This is a genomic window from Kluyvera georgiana ATCC 51603 (genome assembly GCF_001654985.1).
Lineage (GTDB): Bacteria > Pseudomonadota > Gammaproteobacteria > Enterobacterales > Enterobacteriaceae > Kluyvera > Kluyvera georgiana.
Genome location: NZ_LXEU01000053.1, coordinates 21139 through 27910 on the forward strand (window position 1 = coordinate 21139; position 6772 = coordinate 27910).

Here is a 6772-nt window from a genome sequence, read left to right on the forward strand (position 1 = left end):
CATGAGCGAATTAATCCAGCACGCTAACGCTATTGAATGGCGTTTTGAACGACAGATCCTGCGCATTGAGCCGTGGGGAGAGAACAGCCTGCGCGTACGTGCTACCTGCGCTCCGTCGTTCAATGACCAACTGCACGCGCTGTTACCACAGGCCAGCGGCCAGGCCGTCATTGAGCAGGATGCGGAAACGCTGACCTTAACCCACGGCAACATTCGCGCGGTGTTGAACCTCAAAGGACAACTGGCGTTTTATAACCAGCGCGGCGAGCTGCTGCTGGAAGAGATGTGGCGTCAGCGTTCAACCGTTGGGATTGGCGCCAGCGAAAAGAGCCAGGACAAATACGTCAGTGCCCTAAAGCTGGACGGCCGTGAATTTAAACCACTGCCCGGCGGCAAATACCAGCTCACGGTACGTTTTGAATCCCGCGACGGTGAGCGGCTGTACGGTATGGGCCAGTACCAGCAGCCGTGGCTGGATCTCAAAGGCTGCTCGCTGGAGCTTGCCCAGCGCAACTCGCAGGCTAGCGTGCCCTTTTTACAGTCCAGCCTCGGCTACGGCATGCTGTGGAACAACCCGGCCATCGGAGAAGCGCGGCTTGCGAAAAACCACACCGAGTGGACGGCGCGCGTCACCGAAGAGATGGACTACTGGATCACCGCGGGTGATAGCATCGCTCAGGTCACCCGCCAGTACGCACGCGCAACCGGTGCGCCGCCGCCCGCCCCGGGATTTATCAGCGGGCTGTGGCAGTGCAAGCTGCGCTACCGCAATCAGCAGGAGGTGCTGGAGGTTGCCCGTGAATATCGTCGACGCAACCTGCCGCTGTCGGTCATGGTTATCGACTTTTTCCACTGGCCGAACCAGGGAACCTGGTGTTTTGATCCGGTTGACTGGCCGGACCCGCAGGCGATGGTCGACGAACTGGAATCGCTGGGCATCAAGCTGATGGTCTCAGTCTGGCCGACGGTTGAAGCGCGCAGTCCGCTGTTCCCACAGATGAAGGCTAAAGGCTGGCTGGTCACCAGCGACCGGGGCGTACAGGTCAATCTCGACTTTATGGGCAATACCACCTTCTTCGATGCTACCCACCCGCAGGCGCGCCGGTTCGTCTGGGAGACGGTGAAGAAAAACTACTACGATCTCGGGATCAAGCTGTTCTGGCTGGATGAAGCAGAGCCGGAATACCGCGCTTATGATTTTGACAACTACCGCTATCACGCGGGCCCGGTGCTGGAAGTTGGCAACCGTTATCCGCGCGATTTTGCCCAGGGTTTCTACGACGGCCTGCGCGAGGCGGGCGAGCGCGATATCGTCAACCTGGTGCGCTGTAGCTGGGCGGGCAGCCAACGTTACGGCGTGCTGGCATGGTCCGGCGATGTCCACTCCTCATTCCACGCCTTCCGCAATCAGCTGACGGCCGGGCTGAATATGGGGCTGGCGGGCATCCCCTGGTGGACTACCGATATCGGCGGTTTCCAGGGCGGCAATATTCACGATCCGGCGTTCCACGAACTGCTGATTCGCTGGTTCCAGTGGGCGGTATTTTGCCCGGTGCTGCGTATGCATGGCTACCGTGAACCGCGCGTGCAGCCGCCGGAAAGCTACCGTAACGGCATTCCGCAGTGCGACAGCGGCTCGCCAAACGAGCTGTGGAGCTACGGCGAGGAAAACTACGCCATTATGCAGCGCTGGCTTGAGGTGCGGGAAAGCCTGCGTCCTTACATTGATGCGCTGTATGACAATGCGCACCGCCACGGCGACCCGCTGATGCGCCCGCTGTTCTGGCACTACCCGGACGAGCCACAGAGCTGGCAAGCGGAGGATCAGTATCTGTTCGGCGAAGACCTGCTGGTCGCGCCGGTGATGCACGCCGGACAGCGTCAGCGTGACGTCTGGTTACCGAGCGGCAACGCCTGGGTTGGCCTTGATGGTGAGCAGTATCAGGGGGGGCAGCGGATCGCCGTCGCCGCCGGGCTGGAGACGATTCCTCTGTTTATTCGCGAAGGCAGCCCATTAATCACGGTATTGGTCAAATAATCAGGCAAATGCCTGAAATCCATTACTAAGATTGAAAAAGACCTGTTTACGCGCCGCTTCTTGCGTAAAGTAGACAAACGAAAATACGTAGCCCGGCTACGCGTCGCGATGCCGTGGCTACGAAATGCTGTCTTTTTCTCTTTTTGGCAAGGATTACCGCTCTATGCTCGATACCACCCTGCTGATCCTCCTGGGTCTGGCTGCGCTCGGCTTCATCAGCCACAACACCACCGTCGCTGTCTCTATTCTGGTTCTGATCATTATCCGCGTGACGCCACTCAGTGCCTTTTTCCCGTGGGTGGAAAAACAGGGGCTGAGTATCGGTATTATCATTCTCACCATTAGCGTCATGGCGCCGATCGCCAGCGGCGCTCTGCCCGCCAGCACGCTTATCCACTCGTTCGGCAACTGGAAATCATTGGTGGCTATCGCCGTCGGTATATTTGTCTCCTGGCTTGGCGGGCGCGGCGTGACGCTGATGGGCAGTCAACCCCATCTGGTGGCGGGTTTGCTGATCGGCACCGTACTTGGCGTGGCGCTGTTTCGCGGCGTGCCGGTGGGGCCGCTGATTGCCGCCGGGCTGGTATCGCTGCTTATTGGGAAGTCGTAGTCAGCGCCGCCAGGTAGCGCCCCGGCGTTTGCCCTAACCCTTTGCGAAACATGGTGATAAACGCCGTGGTGGAGTCGTAGCCCAGCGATAGCGCAACCTGCTGAACGTTCAGGCCGCGCACCAGCATCTGTAGCGCGAGGATCAGCTGTAGCTGATGCCGCCAGCGACGGAAGTTAAGCCCGGTCTCCTTGGCCACCAGCCGCGCCAGGTTGCGTTCGCTCATCGCAAAGCGGCTGGCCCACTGCGCCAGCGTCTGCCACCGTGCCGGTTCTGCTTCCATGGTCTCGACCATCAGGCGAATTTTCGGGTGCGCGGATACCGGCAGCTGTAGCTGCTGTTCCGGCTGCTGCGGCAGCTCGTCAAACAGCACCTGTATCAGACGCTGGCTTTCTGGCGTCTGACGTGCGGCTTCATTCCGCTCGGCCAGAGTCAGAATCAGCTCGCGCACTAATGGCGATATTTTCAGCGTACAGCTATGGGCCGGCATCCGCGCGGCTCCCGGCTCAATAAACAAAAAATACAGTTCCGCCTGCGGCGTGGCGCGGTTGCTGTGCGGTACTTCGCCGGGGATCCACACCGCAAACTGCGGCGGCACCATCCACATCGCGTTCTCCACCTCGCAGGTAATCGCTCCGCGCAGCGCCAGAATCAACTGCCCCTTACGGTGCTGATGGACGGGAATGTGCTGCTCCCCCTCCACCACTTGTATACCAAACGCCACCGCCGCGTCATCGTGACTGTCCGGGTGATAGCCGCCTAAACCGAGTCCGAGCATTATTTTGTCCGAATTTAGCGATAATCTGTCATTTTAGCTTGATTTCAACGTGAGCTAAACCGGGTATCGTAGTCGCTCAATTTTCTGTTTGAGAACACTATGTCTGACGCTGTTGCTTCATCACAACGCCGCTGGCTGTTGATTGTCGGTATTTTACTGATTGCCTCGACGCTACGCGTGACTTTTACCGGCGCGGCTCCTCTGCTCGATGCGATTCGCGCTGAATATGGCCTGACCACCGCGCAGACCGGGCTATTCACCACCCTTCCGCTGTTAGCCTTTGGTCTGGTATCGCCGCTGGCGGCTGGCATTGCTCGTCGGCTTGGCATGGAACGCAGCTTGTTTATCGCCATGCTGATGATTTGCGCCGGAATCGCCGTGCGCTCCCTGCCCTCTATCATGCTGATGTTTATCGGCACCGCCGTCATTGGCTGCGGGATCGCGCTTGGTAACGTCCTGCTACCCGGGCTGATTAAGCGGGACTTCTCCGGCCAGGTGGCCAAAATGACCGGCGCCTATTCGGTCACGATGGGGGCCGCTGCCGCGTTGGGTTCGGCGCTGGTCGTGCCGATTGCGCTGAGCGGCTTCGGCTGGCGCGGCGCGCTGCTATTACTCATGGCTTTCCCCCTGCTGGCGCTGCTGCTGTGGCTACCGCAGTGGCGAGCATCGAAAGCCACGGCGCTCTCCAGCAGCGGTGCGATGCACAACCGTGGGATCTGGCGTTCGGCGCTAGCCTGGCAGGTGACGCTCTTCCTCGGGCTGAACTCTCTGGTTTACTACGTCATCATCGGCTGGCTGCCGACTATTTTGATGAGCCAGGGCTACAGCGAAGCGCAGGCGGGCTCTCTGCACGGCCTACTCCAACTGGCCACCGCCGCGCCCGGCTTTGTCATCCCGCTGATCCTGCATCGGTTTAAGGATCAGCGCGGGATCGCCATTGCCGTCGCGCTGATGTGCGCGGTAAGCGCCATGGGTTACTGGATATACCCGTCGCAAGCGGCGTTGTGGACGGTAATTTTTGGTTTCGGCTCCGGCGCAACAATGATTCTGGGGCTAACGTTTATCGGGCTGCGCGCCAGCTCCGCGCACCAGGCTGCGGCGCTGTCGGGCATGGCGCAGGCCGTCGGTTATCTGCTGGCGGCTTGCGGGCCGCCGCTGCTGGGGAAAATGCATGATGCCACGGGGACATGGCATCTTTCGCTGATGGCAGTAGCAGCCATTGCGCTGGTGATGGCCGTATTCGGCGGGCTGGCCGGACGCGATAGAGAAATTCACGTCGGTAGTCGCTGACAGGTAGGCCGGATAAGGCGTAGCCGCCATCCGGCCTACTGGAGTCTATTTTACTGCGCGGCGGCGTGCAGGAACGCCTGCACCAGCGGTGCCGGACGCCCGGCCAGCGCGTTGCGCTCGTGCTGGAATAACGTCGCCACGAAGAACGGATGCGTCACCAGCTCCACCGCGCGAATATCGCCATTATCATCCCAGCCCGTCACCCGCAGCGGCTGGGCTTCCAGCTCGGCGGCAAAGTCGTCGGCAATCCCATAGTTGCAGTGGTACCCTTCTTCAATACTGTCACGCCCATAGGCTCGGGCAATCAGCGTATTCGCGCGCAGCTCAATGGTATCGTTTTTTTCCACCAGTGAGCAGGCCAACGGTGCAATCACCATCCGCCCTTCGCTGTCGGTTTCCGCATGCGCTGCATCATCCCAGCCCATCACGTTACGCGCGTATTCCAGTATGGCGTGCTGAAAACCGCCGCAGGTCCCGAGGAATGGCACGCTGTTTTCACGCGCATAGCGCACGGCGGTCAGTGCGCCTTCGGTATTTTGATAAGGGCTGGCAGGCACCAGCCAGATAGCGTCAAATTCGGCGAGATCGTCGGCGCTTTTCACATCACGCGTTGCCAGCCAGCGGTATTCAACGGGCACTTCCAGCACCGCCGCGGCGTCATCAATCGCCAGCGGAATGGCCTGATGCGCGATAACATCGGCGTTATAGTCGCCAACCAGAGCAATATGAAGAGTGGGAGTTACAGCGGAGTTTTCCATGATAGGTCCTTATGGGCAGACGTGACGTACGGCATAAGGAACCTCAGACTAACGATGTCTGCGCGCAATAGCAATACCCGGCTAGCGTACCCAGCCAAAGTTTGTGGTATGGTCAAAGAGGATAAAGGGAGGAAGGATATGATCCAGTGTAAACGCGTATATGAAGACGCCGCACCCGATGACGGCTACCGTGTTCTGGTTGATAGACTGTGGCCACGCGGCATCAAAAAGGAAGATCTCATCTACGATGAGTGGTGTAAAACCCTTGCCCCGTCCGCCGAACTGCGCAAGGCCTTTCACGGCGAAGTGATCGATTTTGCCTGTTTCTGCCAACACTACCGCGACGAGCTAGCCCATCATCTGGAGGATGGACGTCGCCTGGCGGATATTGCACAAAAGCAGGGGGTGACGCTGGTTTACGCCGCCGCGAACACGGCGCAAAACCATGCGCGCGTACTCGCCGACTGGTTGAAAAACCTCTAACTTGCCCATCGCGCGGCGTCTGACGGCGTCGCGTTTATTCCACCAGCGCTTCGCGTTCATGCGCGGGCAGCGCATCCGGCGTCAACGGCAGTAAATACTCGGAACGGACAAACGCAAATCCGTGCTGACCTTCACCGGCACTGACTTCTCCGGTCACCAGCCACAGCGCGCGCGGCGCGTCGGCGGCCAGCTCGGTCATCACGCCGTTGACCGGATTCAGGCAACGCTCACCTGGGTTAATCAGGACAAAAAGCTCAACGCTTTTACCAATATTGGCGCGACCAGCAGTCGTACGAGCACCGATGATAATGGCGGTGGTGCCCGGTTTAAGCGAAAACATACATCTCTCGTTAATCAGAATAATCCTAGATCACGAATTGTACTGGATGTGCGCTTCGCTGTCATTGTTTCTGCGGGTGATCGCGACGCCACAATGCCCATTCCTCAATGGTTTCACCGTTTGGCAATTTACACAGGCTGTATTGCCCCTGCGAATTAACCTGCGGAATACTTTCTCCGCCCTTCTGCTGGCAGTAAACCGCAGCAGGATTTGCCATACCCACCTGTGGCGGTTTCGGTGCCTCAGGTTCAGCCTGCTTTGCACAGCCAGCAAGGAGCAGAGGCAGCAGTAAAAGATAGCGGGATCGCATAAATTCTCCTTAGTTTTACGCTGAAGTTTAGCTTTAAACTCCATAATTTCTTCATTTTAACTACACTTTTGAGACGTAAAGTACGTCTCGTTCTCAACTGACCAGAGAACAGAACATTCCATAATCAATGAGTTACTTTGCCCCATCTCCCCCGATGGGGCTTTTTTT

Annotated in this window: 8 protein-coding genes; 4 read left to right on the plus strand and 4 right to left on the minus strand. The window is 58.7% G+C overall.

The genetic code is table 11. From position 1 onward, the window contains the following. Position 1 precedes the first annotated feature (1 nt). Together M989_RS13880 and M989_RS13885 are read left to right on the plus strand one after the other, a co-directional pair. Complete coding sequence (locus M989_RS13880) at positions 2–2038, plus strand: glycoside hydrolase family 31 protein (RefSeq protein WP_064546262.1); 2037 nt, start codon at positions 2–4, stop codon at positions 2036–2038. A 163-nt stretch (positions 2039–2201) separates the two neighbouring features. Next, positions 2202–2648 (plus strand): DUF441 domain-containing protein, encoded by a 447-nt coding sequence (locus M989_RS13885; RefSeq protein WP_064546264.1) that lies wholly within the window; start codon positions 2202–2204, stop codon positions 2646–2648. Here the strand turns inward: M989_RS13885 and M989_RS13890 are convergent. Then, a complete protein-coding gene (locus M989_RS13890; RefSeq protein WP_064546266.1) occupies positions 2632–3423 on the minus strand; it encodes an AraC family transcriptional regulator in 792 nt (263 codons plus the stop codon). The two genes, M989_RS13885 and M989_RS13890, sit on opposite strands and share 17 nt — an antisense overlap. Positions 3424–3522: 99 nt before the next feature. Here M989_RS13890 and M989_RS13895 point away from each other — a divergent pair, with 99 nt between their 5' ends. Further along, positions 3523–4713: a CynX/NimT family MFS transporter gene (locus tag M989_RS13895; protein WP_064546268.1), complete on the plus strand. Its 1191-nt coding sequence runs from the start codon at positions 3523–3525 to the stop codon at positions 4711–4713. 50 nt (positions 4714–4763) lie between these two features. Here the strand turns inward: M989_RS13895 and M989_RS13900 are convergent, their stop codons facing one another. Beyond that, positions 4764–5471, minus strand: coding sequence for a CTP synthase C-terminal region-related (seleno)protein (locus tag M989_RS13900; RefSeq protein ID WP_064546270.1), 708 nt, complete (start codon positions 5469–5471; stop codon positions 4764–4766). Positions 5472–5609: 138 nt separating this feature from the next. Between M989_RS13900 and M989_RS13905 the strand changes: the two genes are divergently transcribed. Beyond that, positions 5610–5954: a DUF488 domain-containing protein gene (locus M989_RS13905; protein ID WP_064546272.1), complete on the plus strand. Its 345-nt coding sequence runs from the start codon at positions 5610–5612 to the stop codon at positions 5952–5954. 34 nt (positions 5955–5988) lie between these two features. Here the strand turns inward: M989_RS13905 and M989_RS13910 are convergent, their stop codons facing one another. Continuing rightward, positions 5989–6294: a hypothetical protein gene (locus tag M989_RS13910; protein WP_064546274.1), complete on the minus strand. Its 306-nt coding sequence runs from the start codon at positions 6292–6294 to the stop codon at positions 5989–5991. A 61-nt stretch (positions 6295–6355) separates the two neighbouring features. Then, the gene (locus M989_RS13915) at positions 6356–6604 is read right to left on the minus strand and encodes a putative hemolysin (protein WP_064546276.1); all 249 of its coding nucleotides are present in this window, start codon (positions 6602–6604) and stop codon (positions 6356–6358) included. Positions 6605–6772 lie beyond the last annotated feature (168 nt).

Bases quoted from the DNA above. Each gene is read 5' to 3' on its own strand.
- M989_RS13880 (WP_064546262.1), top strand. From the start codon at position 2: ATGAGCGAATTAATCCAGCACGCTAACGCTATTGAATGGCGTTTTGAA.
- M989_RS13885 (WP_064546264.1), top strand. From the start codon at position 2,202: ATGCTCGATACCACCCTGCTGATCCTCCTGGGTCTGGCTGCGCTCGGC.
- M989_RS13890 (WP_064546266.1), bottom strand. From the start codon at position 3,423: ATGCTCGGACTCGGTTTAGGCGGCTATCACCCGGACAGTCACGATGAC.
- M989_RS13895 (WP_064546268.1), top strand. From the start codon at position 3,523: ATGTCTGACGCTGTTGCTTCATCACAACGCCGCTGGCTGTTGATTGTC.
- M989_RS13900 (WP_064546270.1), bottom strand. From the start codon at position 5,471: ATGGAAAACTCCGCTGTAACTCCCACTCTTCATATTGCTCTGGTTGGC.
- M989_RS13905 (WP_064546272.1), top strand. From the start codon at position 5,610: ATGATCCAGTGTAAACGCGTATATGAAGACGCCGCACCCGATGACGGC.
- M989_RS13910 (WP_064546274.1), bottom strand. From the start codon at position 6,294: ATGTTTTCGCTTAAACCGGGCACCACCGCCATTATCATCGGTGCTCGT.
- M989_RS13915 (WP_064546276.1), bottom strand. From the start codon at position 6,604: ATGCGATCCCGCTATCTTTTACTGCTGCCTCTGCTCCTTGCTGGCTGT.